23 protein-coding genes are annotated in these 26,114 nt (G+C 46.5%); 8 read left to right on the forward strand and 15 right to left on the reverse strand.

Annotated elements, in window-relative coordinates; translation table 11 throughout:
- Positions 1 to 81 precede the first annotated feature (81 nt).
- The 6 genes from GO755_RS01905 to GO755_RS01930 form a co-directional block, all read right to left on the reverse strand.
- Positions 82 to 1,149, reverse strand: a complete 1,068-nt coding sequence (locus GO755_RS01905; RefSeq protein WP_157582874.1) for a plastocyanin/azurin family copper-binding protein — start codon at positions 1,147 to 1,149, stop codon at positions 82 to 84.
- Between the two features lie 27 nt (positions 1,150 to 1,176).
- Positions 1,177 to 2,181, reverse strand: coding sequence for a methylmalonyl Co-A mutase-associated GTPase MeaB (meaB, locus tag GO755_RS01910; RefSeq protein WP_157582875.1), 1,005 nt, complete (start codon positions 2,179 to 2,181; stop codon positions 1,177 to 1,179).
- 151 nt (positions 2,182 to 2,332) lie between these two features.
- Positions 2,333 to 3,004: a 2-C-methyl-D-erythritol 4-phosphate cytidylyltransferase gene (locus tag GO755_RS01915; protein ID WP_157582876.1), complete on the reverse strand. Its 672-nt coding sequence runs from the start codon at positions 3,002 to 3,004 to the stop codon at positions 2,333 to 2,335.
- 74 nt (positions 3,005 to 3,078) lie between these two features.
- A complete protein-coding gene (gene queA / locus GO755_RS01920; protein ID WP_157582877.1) occupies positions 3,079 to 4,122 on the reverse strand; it encodes a tRNA preQ1(34) S-adenosylmethionine ribosyltransferase-isomerase QueA in 1,044 nt (347 codons plus the stop codon).
- Between the two features lie 115 nt (positions 4,123 to 4,237).
- Entirely contained in the window at positions 4,238 to 4,600 is a 363-nt protein-coding gene (locus tag GO755_RS01925; protein WP_157582878.1) for a hypothetical protein, read from the reverse strand.
- Between the two features lie 237 nt (positions 4,601 to 4,837).
- The gene (locus GO755_RS01930) at positions 4,838 to 5,479 is read right to left on the reverse strand and encodes a 3-keto-disaccharide hydrolase (RefSeq protein WP_157582879.1); all 642 of its coding nucleotides are present in this window, start codon (positions 5,477 to 5,479) and stop codon (positions 4,838 to 4,840) included.
- A 268-nt stretch (positions 5,480 to 5,747) separates the two neighbouring features.
- Between GO755_RS01930 and GO755_RS01935 the strand changes: the two genes are divergently transcribed.
- The 3 genes from GO755_RS01935 (at position 5,748) to GO755_RS01945 (ending at position 9,559) form a co-directional block, all read left to right on the forward strand.
- Positions 5,748 to 7,289, forward strand: a complete 1,542-nt coding sequence (locus GO755_RS01935) for a sensor histidine kinase (RefSeq protein WP_157582880.1) — start codon at positions 5,748 to 5,750, stop codon at positions 7,287 to 7,289.
- 91 nt (positions 7,290 to 7,380) lie between these two features.
- Complete coding sequence (locus GO755_RS01940; RefSeq protein ID WP_157582881.1) at positions 7,381 to 8,250, forward strand: PE-PGRS family protein; 870 nt, start codon at positions 7,381 to 7,383, stop codon at positions 8,248 to 8,250.
- Positions 8,251 to 8,380: 130 nt separating this feature from the next.
- Complete coding sequence (locus tag GO755_RS01945; protein WP_157582882.1) at positions 8,381 to 9,559, forward strand: cation:proton antiporter; 1,179 nt, start codon at positions 8,381 to 8,383, stop codon at positions 9,557 to 9,559.
- On the opposite strand, the gene GO755_RS01950 is transcribed toward GO755_RS01945, so the two are convergent.
- The 7 genes from GO755_RS01950 to GO755_RS01980 all read right to left on the reverse strand — a co-directional run bounded on the left by GO755_RS01950 (position 9,560) and on the right by GO755_RS01980 (position 15,953).
- A complete protein-coding gene (locus GO755_RS01950) occupies positions 9,560 to 9,877 on the reverse strand; it encodes a hypothetical protein (RefSeq protein ID WP_157582883.1) in 318 nt (105 codons plus the stop codon).
- 85 nt (positions 9,878 to 9,962) lie between these two features.
- Positions 9,963 to 11,093, reverse strand: a complete 1,131-nt coding sequence (gene xrtN / locus GO755_RS01955; RefSeq protein WP_157582884.1) for an exosortase N — start codon at positions 11,091 to 11,093, stop codon at positions 9,963 to 9,965.
- Positions 11,080 to 13,728: an XrtN system VIT domain-containing protein gene (locus tag GO755_RS01960; RefSeq protein ID WP_157582885.1), complete on the reverse strand. Its 2,649-nt coding sequence runs from the start codon at positions 13,726 to 13,728 to the stop codon at positions 11,080 to 11,082. The genes xrtN and GO755_RS01960 overlap by 14 nt, the downstream gene beginning before the upstream one ends.
- A 111-nt stretch (positions 13,729 to 13,839) precedes the next feature.
- The gene (locus GO755_RS01965) at positions 13,840 to 14,139 is read right to left on the reverse strand and encodes a winged helix-turn-helix domain-containing protein (RefSeq protein ID WP_157582886.1); all 300 of its coding nucleotides are present in this window, start codon (positions 14,137 to 14,139) and stop codon (positions 13,840 to 13,842) included.
- Positions 14,136 to 14,783, reverse strand: coding sequence for a hypothetical protein (locus GO755_RS01970; RefSeq protein WP_157582887.1), 648 nt, complete (start codon positions 14,781 to 14,783; stop codon positions 14,136 to 14,138). The genes GO755_RS01965 and GO755_RS01970 overlap by 4 nt, the downstream gene beginning before the upstream one ends.
- 57 nt (positions 14,784 to 14,840) lie before the next feature.
- A complete protein-coding gene (locus GO755_RS01975) occupies positions 14,841 to 15,209 on the reverse strand; it encodes a diacylglycerol kinase family protein (RefSeq protein ID WP_157582888.1) in 369 nt (122 codons plus the stop codon).
- A 42-nt stretch (positions 15,210 to 15,251) separates the two neighbouring features.
- Positions 15,252 to 15,953, reverse strand: a complete 702-nt coding sequence (locus tag GO755_RS01980) for a DUF1361 domain-containing protein (protein ID WP_157582889.1) — start codon at positions 15,951 to 15,953, stop codon at positions 15,252 to 15,254.
- A 159-nt stretch (positions 15,954 to 16,112) separates the two neighbouring features.
- Here GO755_RS01980 and mazG point away from each other — a divergent pair, with 159 nt between their 5' ends.
- From mazG to GO755_RS01995, 3 genes are all read left to right on the forward strand, one after another.
- Positions 16,113 to 16,919, forward strand: a complete 807-nt coding sequence (gene mazG, locus GO755_RS01985) for a nucleoside triphosphate pyrophosphohydrolase (protein WP_157582890.1) — start codon at positions 16,113 to 16,115, stop codon at positions 16,917 to 16,919.
- A gap of 106 nt (positions 16,920 to 17,025) precedes the next feature.
- On the forward strand, positions 17,026 to 17,757 hold the full coding sequence (locus GO755_RS01990; RefSeq protein WP_157582891.1) for a metallophosphoesterase family protein: 732 nt from the start codon (positions 17,026 to 17,028) through the stop codon (positions 17,755 to 17,757).
- 227 nt (positions 17,758 to 17,984) lie between these two features.
- On the forward strand, positions 17,985 to 21,413 hold the full coding sequence (locus GO755_RS01995; RefSeq protein ID WP_227686830.1) for a M36 family metallopeptidase: 3,429 nt from the start codon (positions 17,985 to 17,987) through the stop codon (positions 21,411 to 21,413).
- Positions 21,414 to 21,447: 34 nt separating this feature from the next.
- Here the strand turns inward: GO755_RS01995 and guaB are convergent, their stop codons facing one another.
- Together guaB and GO755_RS02005 are read right to left on the reverse strand one after the other, a co-directional pair.
- Positions 21,448 to 22,920, reverse strand: coding sequence for an IMP dehydrogenase (gene guaB / locus GO755_RS02000; protein WP_157582892.1), 1,473 nt, complete (start codon positions 22,918 to 22,920; stop codon positions 21,448 to 21,450).
- 149 nt (positions 22,921 to 23,069) lie between these two features.
- Positions 23,070 to 23,498 carry a DUF2141 domain-containing protein gene (locus GO755_RS02005; protein WP_157582893.1) on the reverse strand — a complete coding sequence of 143 codons (429 nt, stop codon included), beginning with the start codon at positions 23,496 to 23,498 and terminating at the stop codon, positions 23,070 to 23,072.
- 40 nt (positions 23,499 to 23,538) lie between these two features.
- On the opposite strand from GO755_RS02005, the gene recJ reads away from it, so the two are divergent.
- Both recJ and lptB read left to right on the forward strand, forming a co-directional pair.
- Entirely contained in the window at positions 23,539 to 25,281 is a 1,743-nt protein-coding gene (gene recJ, locus GO755_RS02010; protein WP_157582894.1) for a single-stranded-DNA-specific exonuclease RecJ, read from the forward strand.
- A gap of 64 nt (positions 25,282 to 25,345) precedes the next feature.
- Positions 25,346 to 26,077, forward strand: a complete 732-nt coding sequence (gene lptB / locus GO755_RS02015; RefSeq protein ID WP_157582895.1) for an LPS export ABC transporter ATP-binding protein — start codon at positions 25,346 to 25,348, stop codon at positions 26,075 to 26,077.
- The last annotated feature ends 37 nt before the right edge of the window (positions 26,078 to 26,114 follow it).

Here is a 26,114-nt window from a genome sequence, read left to right on the forward strand (position 1 = left end):
GATGTATGATGTACGTAGGATATGGAATGTATTTCTATTTTGCGTCAGCTATATCATACATCATATACCTTACAGCCTACATCATTTTGACATTGTTAGGGTGAATTGACGGGTGCCAGCAGGAAGTCGAACTTCCCCGTTCTTTAACTGGCCAATAGATGGTCGTAATCGAATACCGGGTTGGGCAGTGGTTATGAGCGTAATAGCTTGTTTAGTTGGGCTGAACGCAAAGGTTCGTACAAGACCTCGCCCGGTAGACAGTGGTTTGATAAGTTCACGAATTTCGACCCCATTAATACTATAGCGGAACTCAGGATACCGATTTACTAATTGATAGCCTTTGAATTGAGGAGCCTGTTGCGTGCCTGACCCTATCTTCCAGGGAAAACCACCTGTATCCCGATAATAAATTTCCCCAACAATCTTCGTCAATCGCTGACCTTTACCATCCCATTGCTCCGCGTTATCGACAAACCCACCCGACCAGGCATAACGTAGGCGACATTGTCCTGCATCGAATACGTAGGATTGGCCACCTTCGGAACCGGGCAGGCCAACGGCAATCGCTGCCGGCCCACAATCGGGCATAAACGTGCGATAAACAGCGGGGAGTGTTAGCGCATAAGGATGATTGGCGGGTTGATGATGTTGATGACTGGCTTCGGCAATACGGTCAGGATTGGGGATGTTCAGATCATCATTTAGTGGCGGAAGTCGTTTTGGTTCGTTGGTGGCGTAGATAATTCCATACATAACAGAACCATGACCGGGGTAGGTACACACGAACGGATAAGCTCCTTCGGGCAGCGTAACGACCAGAGAATCGATATTGCCCGGTTCCACGCTTACGGTATGAGCGAGTACATCGTCGATAATAGGAACATGATGCTGAGCCGGTCCTTTATTGCCCAAAGCCAGTGCGAACTCCACCACGCGTAACCGCGAGTTAGGTCGCGTTACAACGAGATTATGAGCCATGTCATCTTTGTTTCGAAAAATGAGTCGCAATCGCGAGTTTGGCTTGATAACCAAACGTTTCTGGTCGAATTGAAGACCTGCCGATGTGGTAATAGTAATCAGCGTATCGCGTTGAGCATGTGTTGGCAGCGTCGATAGCAAAAGGCTCACAATCAGTAACAATTTAGACATATCGTTAAAAGTAAAAATCGCCTAACTCTAATGGCTGTCGAGCGATTGTTTTAACACGATGTCTACGGCAGGGGCGGGGAGGAGAGTACCCGCCAGAACCTGATTTTCAAGTCGATCAAGTTGCTGTTTGATACCTGGCTGGTTATAAAATTGTCCTTCGAGCCGCTGCCGCAATAGAGATCGGAACCAGGTTAATTGTTGTTCCTGTCGTCGGCGATTACGAACACCGTTCTGGGTTGTTAGTTGTTGGTGTTGCTCGATCATTTGCCATACATTGGTTATCCCAGATGGGCTAGCACTATGATCTGGTAGAGCTGAACAGGTTAATACAGGTGGAAACCAGCCTGTTCCGGTTGGAGGAAATAAGTGGAGAGCATTTTGATAGTCAACACGAGCACGATTGGCGGCTGCTCGATTGTCACCATCAGCTTTTGTAATCACCAAGGCATCGGCTAGTTCCATAATACCGCGTTTCATCCCCTGCAATTCGTCGCCAGCGCCTGCCAGCATGAGCAGCAGAAAGAAATCAACCATGCCATGCACAACAGTCTCAGACTGTCCTACACCTACAGTTTCAACCAGAATGGTATCGAAGCCGGCTGCTTCGCACAAGAGGATTGTCTCGCGGGTTCGGTGCGCTACTCCACCTAGCGAATCGCCTGCTGGTGAGGGGCGGATGTAGGCGCTTGGGTTCATGGAAAGCGATTCCATACGCGTTTTGTCACCCAGCAGACTGCCACCCGAACGTTGACTGGTGGGATCAACTGTAAGCACCGCCAACCAATGCCCTAACTTGGTCAGATAAGAACCAAACGCTTCAATAAACGTACTTTTTCCTACGCCTGGCACGCCCGTAATCCCAATTCGTATCGAGTTCCCTGTTTTGGGCAAAATAGCCTCCAGTACTTGCTGCGCTAACGCCTGATCATCGACCAGACGACTCTCCACAAGGGTGATGGCCTGACTGAGCACCAGCCGGTCGCCGGTCAGGATGCCGTTGATATAATGATGGGCGGGGAATCGTTGGCGCATTCTGAACCGAGATTTTTGTGATTAGATTGATTTTCAGGATTTTGCTTTTCTCTTAAGATTTGAAAAATATTATAGCCAAGATTAATCATGTATGGTCTAAGAAATCATAAAAATCAATCTAATCACAAAAATCCCGGTTCTAAATCCTGGTTCAGACGAGATCCTCCGGCGTGGTAATCTTAATATTTTCGTAAGACCCTTCAATCAGAGTAATCGGGAAACCGGCGTATTCCATCACACTGGCGCAATCGGTAAAAAACGCTTGCTCTTCGGTTTGAAACGCTTGCCGAAATGCCGTCAACTGAAACGTTTGGGGTGTTTGAACAAGGCGGTACTGACTACGATCAACAGCTTTGCTAACTCCATCGGCACCCACTACCCGTACCGAATCTTTCACCGGTACGCAGGTCACTGCCGATCCTGTTCGAGCAGCTGTATCGAAACTATTCTGGATGATTTCTGGAGAAATAAAAGGACGGACACCATCATGAACAGCTACTAAACCATCACTTTTTTCAATGATTGCCAGACCATTACGAACCGACTGGAAGCGAGTCGATCCACCATTGGCTATTTGGATACTCGGGTGAAAATTATGCCGCTCACAGAGAGTTTCCCAGATTGATTGGTCTTTTGTTGGGAGAACCAAAATAAGTTGTGGAGCGGGTACTACTTCCAGAAAACGCTCAATGGTATGCTGGAGAATGGGTTTTCCATTGAGCAGAAGAAATTGTTTGGGCACGTCGGATTTCATTCGACTGCCACTGCCACCAGCTACGATTATGGCAAAAAAATTAGTGGTAAGCGGTAAGTGGTAAGTCATAAGCGGGCTAACACATATGACAAAACTACTTACTACTTACCACTTAAACACTTATTAACGACTACGGCGTCCGGTTAAATAATTAACATGGCATCGCCATAGCTAAAGAAGCGATATTTTTCTTTGATAGCCACCTGATAAGCTTCCTTGATAAGTTCGTGACCACCAAAGGCGCTGGTCATCATAATCAGGATCGACTCTGGTAAGTGCAGGCTCGTCAGAAGCGAGTTTGCTATTTTAAAGTCGTAGGGAGGGAAAATAAACCGATCAGTCCAGCCTTCAACGGGTTTCAAACGGCTGTTTGCCGACACAGATGACTCGATAGCTTTAAGAGAGGTCGTGCCGATTGCACACACACGTTTACCTGCATCCAAAGCAGTATTAACGATCTGAGCTGAATCTTCAGAGATCTTATAGTTTTCGGAATCTGTCTTGTGCTTGGTCAGATCTTCGACATCTACCTGACGGAAGGTACCTAAACCAACGTGCAGTGTGATAGGAGCAAAGTGAATTCCTTTGATTTCCATCCGCTTCATCATAGCACGGGTGAAGTGCAAACCAGCGGTAGGAGCCGCTACGGCCCCAACATGTTGGGCAAAAACAGTCTGATAGTCATCACGGTCGGCCTCTTCAGCCTCCCGGTTCATGGCACGAGGAATTGGTGTTTCGCCCAATTCGTCAACGGCTTTCATAAATTCTTCATGATTGCCGTCAAACAAAAAGCGAATTGTCCGTCCACGTGATGTTGTATTATCAATTACTTCAGCAACCAGATCGCTATCGCCAAAATAGAGTTTGTTACCAACACGAATTTTACGGGCCGGGTCAACTAACACGTCCCAGAGTTTCATTTCGCGGTTTAGCTCGCGCAGAAGGAATACTTCAATTTTGGCTCCCGTTTTTTCTTTGTTGCCATATAGCCGCGCCGGAAAAACCTTAGTGTTATTGATCACCATTACATCGCCATCACCGAAGTAACTCAGCATATCCGAAAATTGCTTGTGTTCAATAGTTTTGGCTTTTCGGTCAACGACCATCAGCCGTGATTCGCCCCGCTCAACTGGGTATTTTGCTATAAGACTTTCGGGTAAATCAAATTTGAATTCGGATAACTTCATAGGATATCAGCACGAAAAAGAACGGTGCATTTTTTGTAAAGGGCGCAAAGATAGTAAAAAACCCGAAAAAAGTCAAATTTTTCGGGTAGTTTTCTTGCAAATATCAGAGAAATGACTAGTGAGTTGCTTCTGGATGGCCAATTGGCTGAACAGAACCCTCTGTATTAACGTGTGCACGGTCGGTAATGTTAAATTTTGCCATCAACTCGGGTGATACTTCATTGGCATACGTACCCTGGGCCGATACAAAAACACCTTTCATACCATTGGAAGCGGTAATAGCATATAGAGTCATTTCATCGCCAGGATCTGAGGTGCCTTCAAACCGGTAAAACTTATCGACATTGAAGTCTTCACTCTTCAGCTTCGTTTCGGTACTCTTTTCTTCCAGATAGTCTTTTTTAGGACCAAACTCGTGTGTGTAGCCTTTGGTCCGGAGATCTTCCATCACTTCGGTCAGGGTGGTCATGTGGTTCATAACGATAGCGATTTAGTATGCTATTAAAACGCAAAAGAGACCAGATAGTTTTCAGCCTTAACCAGCTCATTGAGTACGTTAATTCAATACACCTATTATTCCTGAATGAATCGAGTTTTCTGCGAGCCGTCAGTGTCCAGAGGGAAGGCAGGCACCTATAGTATTCAGCCGTTTAAATAGCAAGGTGCCCGGAGCGGGGAATGATCTACTCCGCTCCGGGCACCTTGCTCCGGGCAATTAATCTGGCAATACCTTAATCATGATGTCTTTGTAATACACCTTGCTTTTAGGGTCGTGACCTTGTAGTGCCACTGTACCAGTGCTGAGCTTCTTCGTGGATTTGCCAGTACTAATGCTATCGGGTTCGGTGTAGTCGTTGATGAGTTTGTCATTGATTTTGATCATCACTTTTTTGCCTTGTACGATAATGTGTTCGGTATACCACTCATCATCTTTTACAAAAGTCTCCTTTACATCCTGAACGCCATAAACGCTACCGGTTTTCCGCCAGTCGGTATGCGATTGATTTACCTGAATTTCATAGCCTTTAGATGGCCAGCCTGTTGTTTGATAGGCTGTGTGAATAAACATGCCCGAGTTAGAGCCAGGCATTGTCTTAACCTGCGCTTTCCACTCGAAATTTTTGAAATTGTGGTTGTTCACCGGGCCTTCATAAAACAAATGAGCCCGTGGTCCATTGACGACAATAGCACCATCCTGAATGGTAAACGTTGAGGGGCTATCTTCAGTAACTTTCCAGCCATTAAACGTCTTGCCGTCGAAAATACTAACCCAGCCATCGGCAGATGGACGAAGGGTAAAACTGAGACAAAAGCCCAGCAGCAGCAGAGCCGCAAAAAAAGTCAGCCGATTTTTCATACAAATAGGGCGAGTTATGTTTGTGGGGTGCCCACTACATAAAGCATGAGTAGTTTAGAAACTAACCAGTATAGTTTGCGATTACATCGTATTTTGACATTCGATCAGGTTACCAGTTGGATTATACCGCAGGCAGTTTTTTACAGAAATTATTGATCATTGCCTATTATAGGCTTGAAAATAGGGCTCAATCGACTCATTTCGTGGGAAATAAAACAAATTGATTGTTGTAACTTGCTTCCAGTATTACCACCAACTTGTGCTTTCAATGTTAATCGAACAGTCTACCGACGTAGGATTTGCGCAGCTTCTTGATGCCTTGCCAGATGCAGTTGTCTGGATGCGGACAGTGCGTAACGAAGACAATGAGATTGTAAACTTTAGAATAGATTATGCCAATCAGAAGTCGCAGGAAATGGTCCAGGGTGTGTATCGGGCATCTGTCGGAACCCTTTTGCTGGGCGATAATGAACAACTTAGGCGATCAACAGAGAAAAGTTTTCAGGTGATGTGTGTTGTGATGCAGACCAATCAGCCACACGAGTATGATTTCTTTAATTCACACTTGGATTCCTGGTTTCTAATGAGTCGCTCCAAGCTGGGCGACGGAATTCTCTGCGTTACACGCGACATTTCTTCTCTGAAACGCGCTGAACAAGCCAATCGACAACAAACGAGTCTGCTCAATAGCATACTGGATAGTTCGCTCAATGGTATTATGTCGTTGTCGGCTGTTCGAAATGAAACAGGACAGATTGTTGACTTTACGTTTCTTTCTGCCAATGAAGCGTCCTGCCGAATGGTTATTAAAACTACGGATGAGTTGATTGGGAAGCGCCTTTTGTCGGTTTTTCCAGATGGTGTAAAGTCAGGACTGTTCGATCTGTATGTCCAGACGGTGGAAACGGGTGAGTCAACCCGAGTTGAAATGCGCTATGATTATGACTGGCTGGATTTCTGGATCGATGTGTCCGCTAAAAAACTTGGCGATGGCCTTGTGGTTACCTTCACCGACGTATCGGTGCAGAAGCAACTCCAGCAAAAACTAGAAAACTCAGTTGTTGACTTACAACGGTCGAATAAAAACCTGGAGCAATTTGCCTATGTAGCCAGTCACGATCTACAGGAACCACTGCGGAAGATTCAGGCTTTTGGCGATATTATTCGATCGCAATACGCATCTGTCGTTGACGATGGAGGGGCAGACATGATTAATCGAATGCAGTCGGCGGCAGCCCGTATGCAGGTACTCATAAAAGATGTGCTGGCTTATTCTCGTGTCGCCACTATCCGTGAAACGCTTAATCAAGTATCACTTAGCCAGGTTGTTAGCGATGTGTTGACGGATATAGAAACAATCATCACCGAGAAACAGGCACTTGTAACTGTTGATTCGCTACCAACAGTATTGGGCGATTCTGCCCAACTGCGGCAACTATTTCAAAACCTGATAAGCAATGCGCTGAAATTTTCAAAATCAGGTCCAACGGCACCTGCGCCTGTTATTACTATTACGGCCCGGCTCATGTGCGGACGCGATGTAAGCGAAATAAACATTCCGGCTAACGATGCAGATCGGTTGTTTCATCGTATTGCCGTGACAGATAATGGTATTGGTTTCGACCCACATCAGGCCGAACGAATTTTTCAGGTATTTCAACGCCTACATAATCGAAGCGAATACCAGGGAACGGGTATCGGACTGGCTATAGTCCAGAAAGTTGTTGACAATCATCAGGGATATGTTCATGCCGAAGGGCATCCAGGTCTGGGCGCTACGTTTAGCGTACTGTTGCCAGCCAAATTGTAGAAACTATACGCGTAAATAGCTTTATTAGGCCATGCTTATCACTTTTGCCTATCTGTTCGTTACTTTGGCAGTTGAATCAACCGGAGTTTACATGCGTCATTTCATTCTGTTAATTTTTTGGTTGGCATTAGCCTCGTGCAAGCTCGCTGTACCCAGTGTATACGAAGCTCAGTTTTCTTCAGACCCAACGTCCACGCCAGTAACGCCCGGTCAGATTGACGAAGCATCGGGTATGGTCGACAGTCGTACCCAGCCAGGTAATCTTTGGGTGGAGCAGGATAGCGGTAGTCCAGCCGAACTAGCTTTGCTAGGCTATGATGGAAAAATAAAAGGTAAAATCAGCATTCCAAACAGCACCAATCGTGACTGGGAGGAAATGACGCTGGGACCGGGTCCTAAAGACGGCACGAATTACATCTACATTGGTGATATAGGGGATAACAACGCACAGAATTCGCTTTGTCAAATTTACCGGTTAGCCGAGCCTGCTTCGCTACAAGCGTCGATACCACAAGTTGATCGCATCAATTTCCGCTATCCCGATGGTCCCCGTGACGCCGAGGCTATGTTTGTCGATCCGGCTACAAAGGACATTTATATTATATCGAAACGGGAAGAAAAAGTCCATTTGTATAGCCTGTCCTATCCTCAAAATGTAAATGAAGTAACTGTGGCTAAGTCGTATGGCGAGTTGCCGATGACATTTGTAACAGGCGCATCTATCTCGCCCGATGGTGCTGAGATTCTGGTGCGAACCTACACCCAGCTGTATTATTGGAAGCGTGATGCTGGTCAATCCATTGCCGATGCCTTACAATATGGTACTAGCCGCCAATTAGTTGTGCGTGCAGAGCCCCAAGGAGAAGCCGTTTGTTTTGATAAAGACAATAAAGGATTCTTTACCATTAGCGAACGCGCCAATGCCGCATCGATAAATCTATATTACTACGCCAGAAAATAGCTAATTAGTGGAGTGAGTGCAGGTAAGTGTAGTGGGTGAAGTAGGGTTATGTGCCTTTTATAGTTAAGCTACTTACTTCACTCACTGCATTTACCTGCACTCACTCCACTAATTTTGACAATCTTACCGGATGGATTCATCAATACTGATTATAGTCCTGAGTTTGTCGGTACTAATTTCATATGCCTTTGACTTGTTCAGTAGCCGGTTCAAAACACCTTCAGTTTTGCTACTGCTTCTTCTGGGTATGCTGACCAGACAGGCAACGGAGTACTTCAATGTTCAGGTTCCCTACATCAATACCATTCTGCCTACGCTGGGTACGTTAGGTCTAATTTTGATTGTGCTGGAAGGAGGACTCGATCTGGAACTCCATACCGATCGGCTCAGTATTATCCGTCGGACGTTGCTGGCTTCGCTTCTGGCCATTATTGGCGGAACCTTCATTATGGCCAGCATGCTTTATCTGCTTCTGAATGATTCATTTTACCATTGCCTGATTGCGGCCTTACCATTTTCTATTGTTAGTAGTACAGTAACCGTTCAGGCTGTATCGAACCTATCGGGAGGGCAGCGAGAGTTCGCCGTTTACGAATCGGCTTATGCCAGTATATTGGGAATCATGGCTTATAACTTTCTATTGTTAAGCCGGGGTTCAATTTTTGGAGCCATTTGGTCGTTCACACGCGATACACTGGCTATGGCTATCATTTCGTTAGGGTGCTGTTTTTTACTGCTTTACCTGATTGGTCGTATCAATCACCGCATAAAATTCCTGCCTATTATTTCGGTGCTGTTTTTGGTGTATGCACTTGCCGAAATCAACCATATGTCGTCGTTGCTGTTGATTTTGATCTTTGGCCTTTTTCTAAATAATACCGATCTATTTATTCGCGGTCGGTTAAGCCAGATTTTGAAAAACGATTTATTTGAAAAGGAACTTGATCAGCTCAAAAATCTAGCTGCCGAAGGTGCCTTTGTTGTTCGTACGTTTTTCTACCTGATCTTGGGCTACGCGACTATTCCTCACGATTTAGTTCAGGTAGATGCCCTGATCGTCAGTGTATTATTTGTTGGGGTAATTTTTTCATGGCGTTGGGTAACCCTTCGCTTAACGTACCAGGGTCCTTTGATACCCTTGCTCTGGATTGCTCCACGTGGCCTAATCACTATTTTGCTCTACCTGAATATTCCTGAAGACCTGCGGTTAGTGGGTTTTCGCGAAGGCATACCTACGCTCGTAGTTGTACTGTCGTCTGTCGTTACGATGGTAGGCCTGTTGGGTGATAAAGGCGTGAAGAGCGATTAATCACTCTTTTATATATCGCCAAAATCTCCACAAGGGCCGATTTTTAAGATAGGCCAGATCTTGATCGTTGGAAAAAGCTTCGCGTTCGAAACTGATATTTCGATAGGCACTATAATGATCTCGGTAGTGAAACCAGCGAATGAGGTATTCCAGGCCATACCAAATATAAAAAGGTAAAATCCCCAATTCGGCCTGTTGTCGTAAATGAATTCGTTCGTGATTAAGCAGGGTCGGGCCGGGGTTTGGCCGCTTGACTAAAATGAATGGAAACAAAGCCATTCCATCCGGGCGTAACGAAGGCAAGTGAACAACAAACATAACTGTGCGTTTATACGCAGTAAACAAAAGCCAGTACAAAAGTATTCACTAAGCCCTAAGTTGACGGCTTACTTGTAGGACTTTATTACTCAGGATCGGCAGTTAAATCGCGAAATGGCTTATCCATTGTTACATTCACCAACACAAAGTCTTTCGCACCCCATAGCATTTTTCCCCGCATGGTTAGTTGGCTGATGGTCGTTATAGCCCCGTTGCTAAACCACCAGGCTGTGTATAGAACTCGACCTTTTTTACGCAACTCCCCAACGTAAGCTAGATGCCCATCGACTGTTGTTTCCCGAACGCGAAGGAGTTCATAGCCGCTACCTTGCCAGCAGGCCATTGGGCTGTGATCGGCACTGAACCAGTCGGGCTGTGGTTTTAGGTAGAGCAATAAACCAGGCTTTGAGAATTGAATAAATCCGTTGGCAAGAATTTTTCGCTGGCAGCCTGACGCGTAAGCAGATCCAATTGCTGGTGCCGATTTCGCGCTTGTGAATAACTCAACTGGTTTATGACTTGGCAGCGATGCAAAAGCCCTGATGCTGAGGCCAATCACCAATAATCCCAATCCCCAACCTGCTGATTTCAACATACTCATCGATGAGTCTGTGGGTAAGGATTCCGGCTCTATCTGACTGACTCGTTGTACCAGTAAGCGCGCCAGCCACCAGGTAGGTAGCCAGGTATAAACCATAACGCATACTAGCCCGATTCCCTCATGTATCCAGGTGCCAGGCATTGCACTAAAAGCAACCAATAGGACAATTCGAAGCAAATTGCAAAAAATGGTCAGGCCAAAAACAAAGGACTCGTAAGCTACTATCCAGCCTAGTGCCACCTTTCTTTGTTGGACGCGCTCCTGCCAGATCAGGGCAAACAACCCAAGTAACAGTGATACGCCCGTTAGTTGCAGACCCATGCAGGCAGGATCGACAGCCATGTCAATAGGCCCCGTTTCCTGTGTGGTTTTGATAAGCACATTCCCTTCAACCTGTACATTCATGCCTGCCAATCTCAGCAAAACGCCCGCCCAGGCACTGAGTTTCAGTCGAATCGGAAACGAGAACAAAGCCGACAGGTAGCGCAGGCCCGGAGAGAGTAGACATAAGGCCACTAAACGGCCCGTCCAACGGCTCCTGCCTGCACTACCCGGCCACCAGGCATAGATCAGCAGCAGAATAGAAAGTAAGGTTGTCAGATCAATGGATAGCATACTTTTTTCGCCAAACTACCCAACCAATCAGACTCGCCAGCATAATCAATAAAGCCCATTCGTGGGGTTCGGGTACGGCGCCCTCTTGTTTCAGCGTAGCATTGTCAAGTCCAGAACTGTCTTTTTTAATGCCAAAGCGATCGTAGTCGGCAGTGGTTTCCAGAACAACCAAACTCGATAAGGGCGAGACAACGTGGGCTTGCTGAGCCTCCTGAATAAGTGCATCGGTCTGATAATTCTTGACAAAATACTGTCGCCCAATCTGATGAAGGAGATGATTGTACGTAAATAGCCGGGCCAGGTGATCAGGAGCCAGTGATGCCTGGGCTGGCTGACTTGGCGTTTCGCGAATGGCGATTCCTGCTTCAGGTAAGGCTATCAGGTCCGACTCGTCGGGTTGGTGCGGGAACTGGTGTGTTTTAAACTGTTCGGTCAGGTCGCTCGTGTAGCCATTGGTTACGTTTAGCACACGGAGTTCTGCCAGCGTTTTCAGGTAAGGGGAAAGTTCATATTCGTCGTTGTCCGACAAGTAACAGAATGTGCGTATGGGTACCTGTTGCTTCGCTAACTGCCCCAGATTATCGGCAAACTGGCTATCCCGCAAATCGTTCAGGATGGGCGACATCGTTGTGCCCTTCGTGATGAGTAGAGCTGTTGCTGAGTTTACAATTCGATAGACTGGAAATAAGCTAAACGATTGCTTACTAAGTCGTTCAAAGGTTGTTTCAAGATCTGTTTCGGTTAGCTGTTTTAGCCCATCGTCGAATACCCATACCCGGCAATTAGGCTGCTTTGTCGCGATCTGAAAAGCAGTTATGAATTCGTTCTGCTTCCACGATTTGTTCACATCCAGATACACATCAGTCGGACTAAACGGCTCACTTTCTGAGTTTAGTAACTCTGTTTTATAGGCATGATTTTTCAGTATAAAAGCATCAGACGATAGCGGAGGTGCGGCAAAGAGAAGGCTCCAGTCTGGATTGTAACTGCCTCGGTGCGTGAGGATATTGCCGTTTAATTCTTCCAATAACCAGGGCGTTTTCAGACTAGTTGGCGTCGAATCAAAATCGATATGAATAAACTCATTCGCTGAACGCGCATCCGGCCCTTCAATATAGGGGACCTGGTAAGCTAGTTGATTGGCAATAACCTTCAAAGGCGATGTGATTCCCAGTTTTACACGTCGATCTTCGCCCGCCCGGCAGGGAAATACCCGCACGGTTACCCGATTACCTTCCTGCCAGTATACAACAGATGGGTCTCGGGCGAAGCCCCGCGATTCTACGTTTACAACTTGTCGATAAGCTGAATCGGCTTTCGCAACGGTTGTCAGGCGGGCCGGTTCTTCGCGCCCATTTACCCAAAGTGACATAGACGAAACGACTGAACCCGGTGGCAAATGGAAGGTCACCAGTGCTTCTTCGGTACGATTGCGGGCTTGATTCCGAATACGGAGGGTTTGTTCGGTGTAACTTACCCGGAACTGCGGCCAGATACGCACTTGTGATACAACATCCTGTATCGTGAGGTGACGCCCGGTCCAGAATTTCTCTTCGGTGCCATGTCGATTGCCCGAAAGTATTTTTGATAAGGCTAGTTGATCCGTACTGTTCAATACATCTGCTGGAAACAATTGCGAGGCAATGACGACCAGAGGATCATGCTCTCGAACGTCATCGAAAGCAGTTAGCCCGCTAAATCCCCAACCATTACCACCGAAAAATTGCCCCTGATCATATACCCGATTGCTGAGCAGCAATCGATTCGTAATCCAGTCTGGTTTAAGTTGTTGAGCAATAAGCACCCAGTCAGGGAGATCGCTTGTTTTGCGGACTGTGGCTTCCATATGAGTTTGCTCCATATGGTTAAGGTCGCGAATCCAGCCACTCAAAAACAAGCCAATCGCCAGGAGCGGTACAAATAGCCCAATACCAATACCAAGCCGTAAGTGTTCTTCGCGTTTGCCATCCTGCCAGAGTCGTTTTCCGAGCGTAATCGCGAAAAGTATCGGTACGAATGTATGAATGGATAGTCCCAATCCAATCAGCATTGGTACGCTGATGAGGTATAACGGAATGACATAGATTGCCATATAGACAAATAGCCACCACCCAAACGCCAGCATTATGTAAAGCAACTGCTGCACCCGAATCGGTAACGACTCTTTCCAGCCGTATAGCGCCATAGCTGTACTAACCATTACCAGTGCCCAGCACAACCACTCCGTCGATTGCTGAAAAACGGATATTTCACGATTTAGCGCGTAAGCACTAATGAGCCATAGCAGCAAACCCAACCACCGGGCCGGACGGCCATCGGCATATTGCTGCCAATGAAAATGGAGAATTCCGCGTAAGCATAAAGCCAACGAAAAGGATAAGGCCAGGCCGTAATGAAGCATGAAGAATACATTGTTCGTCGTGCTTTCCTTTTGTTGGTTAAAAAAGTCATACACTAAAAACACCCCACCTGAAATCAGGAGCATTAACAAGCCAAGCCCGAATGTCGAATCGCGAAATGGCTCCAGAAAGCGCGATCTGGGAGAAACGGACAGATTGTATTCGATGTCATCTGGCTGAGCGACTGGCCGTTCCGAGCCAGCTTGGAGTTGGGTTTCTTTGGTTTCTATTTCCATAAAAAGTACTTTGTTTTACAAAGTTAAATAGTAAAAAAAATAGACAAATAAGGGTTTCCAAACGCGCTCGTTAGGTCGCGTTTTACTGACTGATACTAATCATTGACTGGTTTACATGTTCTTAATAAAAGCTTCTAAGGCATTTAGATGATCTGCAAATGCCTGTTGACCAGCCTGTGTTGCCGAGTAAGTGGTATTGGGTTTTCGGCCGACAAATTGCTTCTGTACAGCTACATAGCTTGCTTCTTCCAGCGCACGAAGGTGGGTAGCCAGATTACCGTCGGTAAGGCCAAGCAATTCTTTTAGCGCATTGAAACTCAGGGAGTCATTAACCATCAGAACCGACATGATGCTTAGTCGCGCTTTGCTTTCAAAGGCTTTGTTAAACTGAGCTAACAGGTCGTTCTTCATGCAGTAGTACGTTCATATTTATAGTACATGGCCAGGCCATATACAATGTGCAGGACACCAAATCCAATTGACCACGTCAACAGATTATAACCCGGCCAAATCAGAGATAGCAAGCCCAATACAATCTCACAGTAGGCCAATGATTCGACATCGCGAAACGTGTATTTGCTACCGTTATACAAGGCTAATCCGTAAAAAATAAGCGTTGCCGGAAACGCCAGCCAGATCAGGTTGTAATAGAGTAACGCTAAGCAAAATGCCCCACCGGTTGCCAGTGGTACAGCCATGGCCCAAAGTAATCGCTGCGACGATTGGTTCCAAACGCTCAGGCCTTGTCGTCGGGCTTTGCGAACGGTGAAATATGTACCCGCCAAAAGGGCAGCTACAAGTACGCCGACTGCGACACTGATTAAAAACTGCCGCTGATCATGATGGTTTGTCTGGGTATAGATTTCTTCCGGATTGGAGCTAATTCGAGTGAACAAGCCCGTTTGCAGGCGCATGGCAACAATAGCGGCTCCAGCAAGCGCAATTACCCCCGCCGATACGCCTGATAAACCACTTAGGGACAGGAACTTGGAAGAACGTTCCATCAGGCTGCGGATTTCCGTCAGCGTTTGCAGGTGTTCGCGCGATTCGTACATAGTCAAAGAGCGAAAAAGTAAAAAGGTGAATAATTGAATAGGTAACGCATGACTATTTTATTGAAAAAGCTCTAGCAGCCGTCCTCCAAGAATAATAAGGCCAACGACCACCGCTATGATAGCTAGAATAAGTACGGCACCCGACGACATATCTTTAATGGCTTTTATTTGTGGATGCCGACTTGGTGATACAAAATCGCATAATTTCTCAATGGCCGTATTGAACGCTTCGGCAGCCCAAACCAGCCCGATCTGCATCAGGATAATGGCCCACTCGGTGCGGCTCAACTGCAAATATAAACCAACCATACTAACCAGCCCGGCAATGAGCAGGTGTACCTTGGCGTTGTTCTCGAAACGAAACAAATCCAGAATACCCTGACCGGCAAACCGAAAACTACGGACGACTTTGCGGAAATCAATCATTCGGCAAACATAGCATTAAAATAAGCGCACTTATGATCGTCGTTAAGCAGGCTTTTCGTCGTTCTCAGCATACCAGTAGAATGCCACGTATAAAACGATCAGAACAAAGCTATAAGCTAACGTCAGTTTTATGCTCAAATGGTCGCGGTAGGCGTGGATAATGGCTAACGTCAGCGAAGAGGGATTTGTGAGTATATCCCACGTGTTCCAGCGACCCATACGCCCGAGGTAAATACCGAACCCTGACAGAATTTGACTGATTACTATCAATACCCAGGTCAGCCTGCGTCCTGCCAACGGTCGAATCATTCGGTGAACGAGCAAAATAGAATATAAGCCAATCAATAAGCCTGTTAGCGCGAATAGAAACAGCGTAACGGTATCGAACCAGAGGAGTGGCCTGTCAACGTGATTGAGATGAGATAGATCGGTAATGATATAAGGTGCGTTGGGTAGAAAGACCAGCCATAGTAAGAGACCTCCCATGAGGAGCCAGCGACCTTCGAATCGAGCGGCCCGCAAATCTCGAAGAACCAGCACTACTCCCAGCGGAAACCAAGCTAGAAACAGGTTCCAGACCAACATTTCGAAGAACCACCAATTACCTGTTAAAAGACCTCGCATTGTCACTAAACTTAGCCCGGCTACTGTTAGAAGCGTCAGTGCCCGCAGCCCTTTTCCTGACTGAGTATCACGAGGTAACGATAAACCTGAATTGTAGGTAGAAGCGTATTGAGGTTGCATATAAAAAGTACTTTGTTTTGCAAAGTAAATAACTAAAAAGAATGCCAGTCAAGAAAACTGGCAAAAATATTTCTACCGGTTCAGAATGGCTTCAATTTGCTTTCCTCCTTTTTCATTAGTTTTACCCAAAAGCAACAGTGGCGTTTTACAGTCTTCTTAATGAATTTTGATCAATTACCCTCTCGTCGTCAGGAACAACTGATGGCATTCGACCGGCTGCTGACCATCATGGACGAGTTGCGTGAACAATGTCCGTGGGATCGCAAACAGACGATGGACACCTTACGCCATCTTACCATTGAGGAAACCTATGAGCTCTCCGACGCTATTCTGGAAAAAGACCTGCCAGAAATTCGGAAAGAGCTGGGCGATATTCAATTACACCTGGTTTTCTATGCTAAAATTGCTTCTGAAACAGGCAGCTTCGACATGGCCGATGTGCTGAATAGTGTGTGCGACAAACTTATTAGTCGACATCCGCATATCTATGGGAACGTAGTGGCCGAAACGGAAGAGCAAGTAAAAGCCAATTGGGAACAGCTTAAGCTTAAAGAAGGCAATAAATCGGTATTGGGTGGTGTACCTGGGTCGTTACCGGCATTAGTGAAAGCCATGCGAATTCAGGAGAAGGCTCGGGGCGCTGGTTTCGACTGGGACGAAAAACAACAGGTCTGGGAGAAAGTAGAAGAGGAAATGCAGGAATTCAAGGCTGAATTTAATGCAGAAGCCAATGAAACGATTAACCACGAACGGGCTGAAGGGGAGTTTGGAGATTTGCTCTTCTCATTGGTCAATTACGCTCGCTTCATCGATATCAACCCCGAAACGGCGCTTGAGCGGACCAACAAAAAATTCATCAAACGCTTTCAGTATCTGGAGGAACAAGCCCGTGCCAATGGCAAAACGTTAAGCGAAATGACACTAGCTGAAATGGACGTGTACTGGAATGAAGCCAAAAACGTTTGAACCAGGATTTAGTTGATTCAACAGATTGACATGATTTTTGCTTTTTCAGAAACCATGTCAATCTGTTGAATCAACTAAATCCTGGTTCAGACATTCTACATAAATTATGCGTATAGCTTTTATAACAGACATACACATTGGTGCCGAGGGCGAAAAGTTGCATGGCATTGATGTCCGACAGAATTTTCTGAATGCACTGGACTTTCTAACCAATCTGAAGCCCAATTGCTTAGTAATCGGTGGAGACCTCTGCAACAAACATGGTGACCGATCTATTTATGAATGGGTAAAAAAGCAACTGGATGAATTGCCTATACCCTATTACGTTATTTCTGGCAATCATGACGACCCAGTTATGTTGGCCGATGTGTTTAAAAAGGACCACGATCTGCATGGAAATGAGTTATATTATGCGCTACCCCTCGAAGGTCGACCGGCCTTGTTTTTAGATTCGTCGAAAGGTGAATTTTCGGCAGAGCAGTGGACCTGGTTGCGCGACTATTTGACTGCGCTGCGTGACAATAACGTACTGATTATAATGCATTATCCGCCCCTGCCTGCCGATGTGGAGTTTATGGATACAAAGTATCCGTTTCGGCAAAGCGATGAATTTCTCGAATTAGTGCATGAATTACCTTGCCATGTCACGGTCGTTTGTGGCCACTATCATGTCGAAAAAGTTGTGCAACGTGGTAACCTGCTGGTATTACTTTCGCCCTCAACCTTCTATCAGATGAAGCAGGATACTCCTGAATTTGCCGTTGATAATTACCGTGTTGGTATCCGCGAAGTCAACCTCACAACGCATGGCACGACCAGTGCGGTGCATTATCTCTGAACTAGCTGAACCAAATTGGGAATTCTACTAATTACACTGGATTATGGATTAAGTATAGCTTATTAGGTTAAGTTAAGTTTACGTATGTCGAACTAATAAACTTTTCTATATCCATATTTATATCACTGTTAACAAGTTTGACTATAATGATTTGGGTTATTTAGTTGTGGAGTTGGATAAAATATATATTTTTACTAATAAGATAAGAACTCTGCATTGTTCTGCTAATGATAAAACAGTTTCCTTCTCATGCTATTAAATACATGGGCATCTGGCTCGCCTGGATTGCCTTATTGCTTATAAGTTCTGGTCAGTTATATGCCCAAGTCGAAGTAGAAACTGCTCGCAAATATGTGCTTGCTAACGTGGAGCAGCAAAAGTTAACCACTACCGACGCTACCGGACTGCTTGTATCAAGCGCATACAAGTCACCCACAACGGGTTGGTATCACGTCTACTTCAACCAGGCTTATCAATCTATCGAAGTTTATAATCGGCTGATGAATGTTGTGCTGGTGGACAATCAGGTGTCGTATCTAAATCACAATTTTGTTGCCAGTATAGATTTTTTGCCGAAAACTGGGGCCCTAAAGGGCGTGATTACTCCACTAGAGGCATTGCAGAAAGCAGTATCCGATGTTGGTTTAGTGGCAGCTAATTTATTGCAAACACAGGCGTTAACGACTAAAAAACTGAACGATGGCACCCTTACGCAAAGCCTGTACTCGATTCCCGATCTGTCCGACGAAAAAATTGACGTAAAACTGTACTGGCTTCCTGTCGAAACCGATAGAAAAGGGCAAAAAATAGTTGAAAAGCTAGCGCTCACCTGGAATGTGCGTTTCCTGACAAAAGATGCTAAGAACGGTTGGAATATCCATGTCGATGCATTGTCAGGTGAGATATTACAGAAACGGGACGATGTTGTTCATTGCAACTTCGGTACACCGAACCACCTGACAGCTCCCCATAATTGCCTTGGCTTGTCTCCCTATTTTGGTTTTGGGAAAAAGAATTTCTCTCCGAATGGGTATACCGTCTTTGACTACCCTCTGGAAAGCCCTAATCATGGTTCACGCACAGAGTCGATAAATCCGTACGCTCGCTTTGTACCAACTGGAACTGGGCCTGGAGCAACAAATGGCTGGCACGACGATGGGATCACTAGTTATACAACAACACGGGGTAATAATGTCTGGGCACAGGAAGACGTCGATAACAATAATGGTGTAGGAGCCAGCCCTTCCTCGGCCACACTATCGTTTAACTATCCTTACACATTTGGGTTGAACACGGCAACTGGCAACCAGAATGCGGCCATTACTAACCTGTTCTATTGGAATAACCTACTCCACGACGTGTTGTGGAAGTTTGGCTTCGACGAACCCAGTGGCAATTTTCAGAATAATAACCTGGAGCGTGGTGGGCTTGGAAACGATTATGTATTTGCGGATGCACAGGATGGTGGTGGTATGAACAATGCCAATTTTTTCATACCCGTAGATGGGACAAATGGTCGTATGCAGATGTACCTCTGGAGCAGCTCAAATACGTACCAACCTGATGGCGATTTTGATAACGGCATTATCTCGCACGAATATGGGCACGGCTGGTCAACTCGATTGACAGGTGGTCCCGGCAACTCGTCATGCTTACAGAACGCTGAACAAGGGGGGGAGGGGTGGAGTGACTACCTAGCCTTAATGTTAACTACCAATTGGGCATCGTTGAGTGCCAACGTAGCCAGCGCCAATCTGCCGCGTAGTATAGGTACGTATGCAACCGGAGAGCCAACCAATGGGCTTGGCATTCGCCAATATGCGTATTCGTATGACATGGCCAACGTCAACGGGGCAGTTACGTATGCGAAGGTCGGCGATACTAATTTCTCAATACCACATGGAATTGGGTCTATCTGGGCGACAATGTTGTGGGATATGACCTGGGAAATTATCTTACAGGACAACCAGATTACGGCTAACATCTACGACACACCGACGAGCTTGACAGCCATGCGCGGCAATATAGCGTCGTTGAAGCTTGTGACCGAAGGCCTGCGTTTGCAGCCTTGCAGTCCTAGCTTCGTACAGGCTCGCGATGCTATTCTTCAGGCCGACCAACTTCTGTTTGGCGGGCGATATCGGTGTGCCATCGGCCGAGCTTTTACCCGACGAGGATTAGGAGCCAATGCCTCAACGGGCGTTTCTTCAGACGACCGTATCGTAACCGAAGACTATACACCTATTGGCGGAAGTACCCTAAATTCACCAGCAACCGCAACCGTTTGCTCGGGGACTTCATTTACGTATACTGCCACATCAAGCACAACAGGCGTAAGTTTTAGCTGGACACGTGCTGCCGTATCCGGTATCAGCAATGCCAGTGCAACGGCTAATTCATCGATCATCAACGAGCCTCTGGTCAATACAACCAGCCAGCCTATTACAGTTCGCTACATCTTCTCGTTAAGCCCGGGTGGTTGTGGAGCCGGTCCCTCGCTTCTGCCGGTTGATGTCACTGTGTATCCAGCCATAATCCCTACGATTGGCTCCTATTCGGTTTGTCAAAATGCAACAGTACCTAACGGAGAAGGACTCCTTGTGCAGATCGTACAAACAAATACAGTTACCCGAACGCTATCAAGTAGTTCACCAACGTATGTACGTGCCACTGGCGATAATGTAACAGTTTACTCCGCAGGCCAGCCAGTTTACTATCAGGCGTTTACATTTGTTGCTCCTTCCAGTGGTCCTCAAACGTTTGAGATTATATCCGCTTCGTTGAGCGATACCTTCAACGATACATACCTGTCACTCTATCAAACATCGTTTAACCCAGCTAGTCCTGCCACCAATTTTCTGCATGGCGACGATGATAATGGGAACGCCTATTTGTCTAAACTTACCCATTCGCTTACGCAGGGCGTAACCTACATTGTGGTAGTTGCCACCTATAATGGAGGTGTAACAGGGAGCTTTACATTACAGGGGAGTACACCTCTATTTTTCACGGGTACTCCCAATTGGTTTACTACCCCAACGAGTAATTCACCAATAGCCATAAATTCATTATTTAATCCAGTAGGATTGGCTGGATCGGGGATACCCAATACGGCAACGGCTGGCACGACGACATTTTATGTATCGACTCCCGAACAAAGCGTTTGCCGCGTCGCTACTACATTCACAATCCTGACGACTGCTCCCCCCGTGGCTTCCAGTACAACAATTACAGTAGGTAGTTCAGCTACGCTCAATGCTACCGGCTGTTCAGATGTAGGGTCCGTGTTAAAATGGTATCGGACTGCCGATGATATGGAGGTCAGTATGCCTGTCTCACCAACCGCTACCACTCAATACTATGCACGCTGTGAACGAACCACAGGTACACGGGTTTGTTTGAGCGACAAGAGTGAAAACGTAACGGTGATGGTCGTTGTTCCTGCGGTATTTGCGTCGATTAAGACGGGAGACTGGGATATGCCATCTACCTGGAACTGTAACTGCATTCCGGATGGCTCACTCCCCGTTCAGATTATGGACACACATACAGTGACTATTCCAAACGCTTATGTAGCTCAGGCGAAGGGGCTGCGCTTTATTGGCACTGGAAAAATCCTTCAGCTGGGCACTGGTAGGATCAATATAGGAAATTAAGTCAGGGAGGTCGTACCTCCCTGACGATGAATGCTTACCGCGCCGAGTAATTTGGCGCTTCTTTCTGGATCGAAATATCATGCGGGTGACTTTCGCGGGCACCTGCCGTTGTAATCTTCACAAATTTAGCTTGTTGTAAAGTTGGTATGTCGATGGCACCACAGTAGCCCATACCGGCTTTCAAACCGCCAACCATCTGGTAAACAATTTCGGAGACTTTACCTTTAAACGGCACCCGTCCAACAATACCTTCGGGCACAAGTTTCTTGATGTCGTCTTCGGCATCCTGAAAATAACGGTCTTTCGACCCATCTTCCATCGCTTCGACAGACCCCATGCCCCGGTAGGTTTTGAATCGCCGACCTTCATATAGTACCACTTCACCAGGCGCTTCTTCAGTGCCAGCCAACAGAGAACCGATCATAACTGTACTGGCACCACCAGCAATTGCCTTGGTGATGTCGCCCGAGAAACGGATACCACCATCAGCAATAACGGGAACACCAGTTCCCTGCAACGCTTTGGCGGCTTCGTAAACCGCCGTCAGTTGCGGCATCCCGATACCAGCAATGATGCGTGTTGTACAGATACTGCCCGGTCCTACGCCAACTTTCACGGCATCGGCACCCGCATCGGCCAGGGCTTTTGCCCCTTCGCCTGTTGCTACGTTACCGGCCATCACCTGTAACTTGGGAAACTGTTCTTTGATGTTACGAACCGCATCTAAAACACCCTTGGAGTGACCGTGCGCTGTGTCGACGCTAATGACATCGACGCCTGCTTTCACAAGCGCTTCAATACGTCGGGTGAGATCGTGCGTTACGCCGACAGCGGCACCGACGCGCAACCGGCCTAACTCGTCTTTACAAGCATTGGGGTGGCTCTTTTTCTTCAGGATGTCCTTGTAGGTGATCAACCCAACCAGACGATAATCGTTATTGACGATTGGCAATTTTTCAATACGGTGTTGCTGGAGAATACTCTCGGCCTCTTCAAGCGTTAGGCCTTCCCGTGCTGTAATAAGGTTGTTTTGCGTCATGACATCGGTGACAGGCTTTGTCATGTCATGCTGGAAACGCAAATCGCGGTTAGTCAGAATACCGACGAGCTTGCCAGATTCATCGACAACGGGAATACCACCGATTTTGAACTCGCGCATAATCTTGTGCGCATCGCCCAACGAAGCGGTTTCGAGTAGCGTGATTGGATCAATGATCATTCCACTCTCCGAACGTTTGACCTTTCGGACTTGATCGGCCTGAGCTTCAACACTCATGTTTTTGTGGATAATGCCAATTCCACCTTCCTGCGCCATCGCAATAGCGAGTGCCGATTCGGTGACGGTGTCCATTGCCGCTGAAATAAGCGGAATGTTTAAGCGAATGTTGCGGGTAAGCTGGGTGACGGTTTGTGTATCGCGTGGGAGAACCTCCGAATAGGCAGGCAGCAGCAGTACGTCGTCGTAGGTGAGAGCCTCGTAAAGGAACTTACTGGTATCTAAGCTCATGAGCAAATAGCAGGTTGTGTTATTTGCCAGACAAAGCTACGAAAAATTTCTGAACCGGGATTACACTGATTTCAGGATTAATCTGATTTTGTTGTCCAAGTTTAACAGAAACAAAATCAGATTAATCCTGAAATCAGTGTAATCCCGGTTCAGAAGCCTTCCAACTTAATACTAATCGTTGTTTCACCTGTGCCGACACTAAACTGGCAGTCCTTGAACTTTGGAGCCGACATGCGGGGCCGGAAATTGTTGCTGAATCCGTAAGGTTCTTTCGGAATACCGAAGAGCCGTTTATCGAGTACGCCGTTATTATTTTCATCATGAAAGACGGCTACTGCGTACTCCCCTGGCTCAATCGAAAATGTTGTTTGTGTACTATTGCCGTTTATCTCTGCCTTTTTGCCATCAGTCGGGTGACCTTCCGGAAATCCACTATTAGGTTTGAATAACGCAATGTAGACCATGCCTTTCTGAGAGCGAATGTTTTGAATGTCAATCGTTAAGCTAGCTTTGGGTGGTGAAGCTACAGGACTATAACTAGATGAAAAGAGACTGAGAAACGAAACCAAAAAGAGCATAGACACAGTGTTTTTCTAAAAACGGATTTATCTTGCAAGTATGATAGCCCAGCCGTCCCCGCCACCTAAACGATGGATACCCAAACCGTTCCCTGATTCGAAGGAGCAACAAGCCGCGATTCAGTTGTTAACGCAGTCGTTGGGCATCAGTCCATTTCTGGCGGCTCTGCTGGTACAACGGGGTGTAACAACCTATGATAAAGCGCGGGAGTTTTTCCGGCCCGAAATTAGCCATCTGCATAATCCTTTCGAGATGAAAGATATGGATCGGGCCATCATGCGTCTTCAAATGGCCATGCTACCCGAACGGGAGGAAAAAATCCTGATCTATGGCGACTATGATGTAGACGGAACAACCTCGGTGGCGCTGGTGTATGGCTTTTTAAAGAACTACCATACAAAGATAGATTATTATATCCCTGACCGCTATAAGGAAGGCTACGGGATTTCACGACAGGGGATCGAATGGGCGGCTGAGAACGGATTTTCATTAATTATCGCCCTCGACTGTGGCATTAAATCGATTGAGCGGGTAGCTGAAGCCAAAGCACTTGGGGTCGATTTCATTATCTGCGACCACCATAGGCCGGGCGATGAATTGCCCGACGCATCTGCTGTTCTGGACCCTAAACGCAACGATTGCCCGTATCCCTACAAAGAATTGAGTGGCTGTGGCGTTGGATTTAAATTGCTTCAGGCATTTTGCATGCACAAAGGCATTGAGTTGGAGCAACTTTATCCTTGCCTCGATTTAGTTGCCGTTAGCATCGCATCTGATATTGTGCCGCTTACAGGTGAAAATCGTGTTCTGGCGTATTACGGCTTAAAATATCTTAACGCGGCACCACGTACTGGTCTGAAAGCGTTAATCAAAATAGCGGGTTTTACGCGGGAGTTGGATATTACGAATCTGGTTTTCGGTTTAGGTCCCCGGATCAATGCCGCTGGGCGGATTCAGCATGCGAAAGCTGCCGTTCAACTGCTATTGGCTGAATCGGAGGAGGAAGCCGAGGAGTTTGCAATGGCTATTAACAAGCATAACAATAGCCGACGTGAATTTGATAGCACCATTACCGAACAGGCGCTGGCGATGATCCGGGAAAGTGAAGTGCTGACTCATGCGAAGAGTACGGTTTTGTATGATGCCAGTTGGCATAAAGGCGTGATTGGTATTGTGGCTTCGCGGTGTATCGAACATTTTCACCGACCAACGATTATTCTGACACAGTCGAACGATAAAGCGGCTGGGTCGGCGCGATCTGTACCGGGTTTTGATGTATACGAAGCTATTGAGGAGTGCGCTGATTTACTAGAGCAGTTTGGTGGTCACACGTTTGCTGCGGGTATGACGATGTCTGTCAATAATATCGACGCGTTTAGGCGGAAGTTTGAAGAAGTTGTGGCTCGGACTATTAAAGAGGAGCATTTAACGCCACTTGTTGATATTGATCTTTCCTTAAATTTCAGTGAGATCAACGATAAGCTCGTTCGAATTGTGAAGCAAATGGGCCCTTTTGGCCCACATAATTTACAGCCGACCTTCATGACCGACGATGTCTACATAGTAGGAGAGCCGATTATCATGAAGGAGAAACACCTGAAACTGAATGTGAAGCAGGGCAGGACAGGACATACACTGACAGCAATAGGTTTTGGTTTTGCACATGTTGCTGATCAGCTCCAGGCTGGCAAACCTTTCTCGATCTGTTATCAGGTAGAGCAGAATTTTTACAACGGAAATGTGTCTTTGCAGCTAATGCTCAAAGATTTGAAATATAGTTAGTAAGTAGGTAAGTGGTAAGTTAGCAAGTGACTAACTTACCACTTACCTACTTACCCACTCATTTATGCTTCTTAGAACAGAAAATTTAATTAAGAAATACGGGTCGCGGTTGGTTAACAACAATGTGTCGTATCAGGTTGAGACCGGCGAAATTGTGGGGCTGCTCGGACCAAACGGTGCCGGTAAAACTACATCGTTCTATATGGCTGTTGGCTTGGTAAAGCCCAACAGCGGAAAGGTTTTCATCGACGATCTGGACGTAACGAATCTGCCCATGTATAAGCGGGCGCGCCTTGGGCTGGGTTATCTGGCGCAGGAAGCCTCCGTTTTTCGCGATTTAAGCGTTGAAGAAAACGTGCTGGCGGTACTCGAAATGACGTCTATCCCTAAGAAGCAACAGAAGGAAAAAGTAGAAGAGTTGTTAGAGGAATTCAGTTTGACGCACGTTCGAAAGAGCAAAGGCAAGGTACTATCCGGCGGTGAACGCCGACGTACTGAAATTGCCCGTGCGCTGGCTGTCGACCCGAAGTTTATCCTTTTGGACGAGCCCTTCGCGGGCGTCGATCCGATTGCTGTAGAAGATATTCAGAGCATCGTTGCCAAGTTGAAGCATCGCAACATAGGTATCCTCATTACCGATCACAACGTAAACGAAACCCTCTCGATCACTGATCGGGCCTATTTGCTATTCGAAGGGAAAATTCTGAAACAGGGTACCGCCGAAGACTTAGCCAATGACGAGCAAGTGCGACGGGTGTATCTGGGGCAGCATTTTGAGTTAAAACGGAAGATTTAATAAGTGTACCCACGGGCTTCAGCCCGTGTTTCAAATA

The organism is Spirosoma arboris (genome assembly GCF_009754945.1).
Lineage (GTDB): Bacteria > Bacteroidota > Bacteroidia > Cytophagales > Spirosomataceae > Spirosoma > Spirosoma arboris.